The following is a 277-nucleotide window of genomic DNA, read 5'->3' as shown; positions in this document are numbered from 1 at the left end:
TCGCCCTGCGCGGCGCTGTAGACCAGCCCGTGAATGCCGCTGCCGCTGGGCGACAGCTGCAGGAAGGCGAGCGTGTGCAGGAGGGATTCGAGGTTCAGCGACGCCCGTTCACTGACCAGCTCCAGTTCGAATTCGAACGGCTGGCTGAGCGCTTCGCGCCCGCTGAACGACAGCACCTGAAAGTCGCTGTCGACCCCGTCCAGGGTCAGGGTGAAATGGGGCTGGTTGGCCGCTGAGAACATCCGATGTTCCTCCCGCTGCAAAAACTGGGGTGACA

1 pseudogene is annotated in these 277 nt (G+C 63.9%); it reads right to left on the bottom strand.

The annotated features are described in order from the left end of the window. Window positions 1–242 (bottom strand): annotated as a pseudogene (locus QMX96_RS26830) (type VI secretion system tip protein VgrG); the annotation flags it as partial. Between the last annotated feature and the right edge of the window lie 35 nt (window positions 243–277).

This window comes from Pseudomonas sp. PS01300 (assembly GCF_029960155.1).
Taxonomy (GTDB): Bacteria; Pseudomonadota; Gammaproteobacteria; order Pseudomonadales; family Pseudomonadaceae; genus Aquipseudomonas; species Aquipseudomonas palmensis.
Note: the sequence above shows the minus strand (reverse complement) of the source record. Positions and strands in the feature narration are given on the sequence as shown.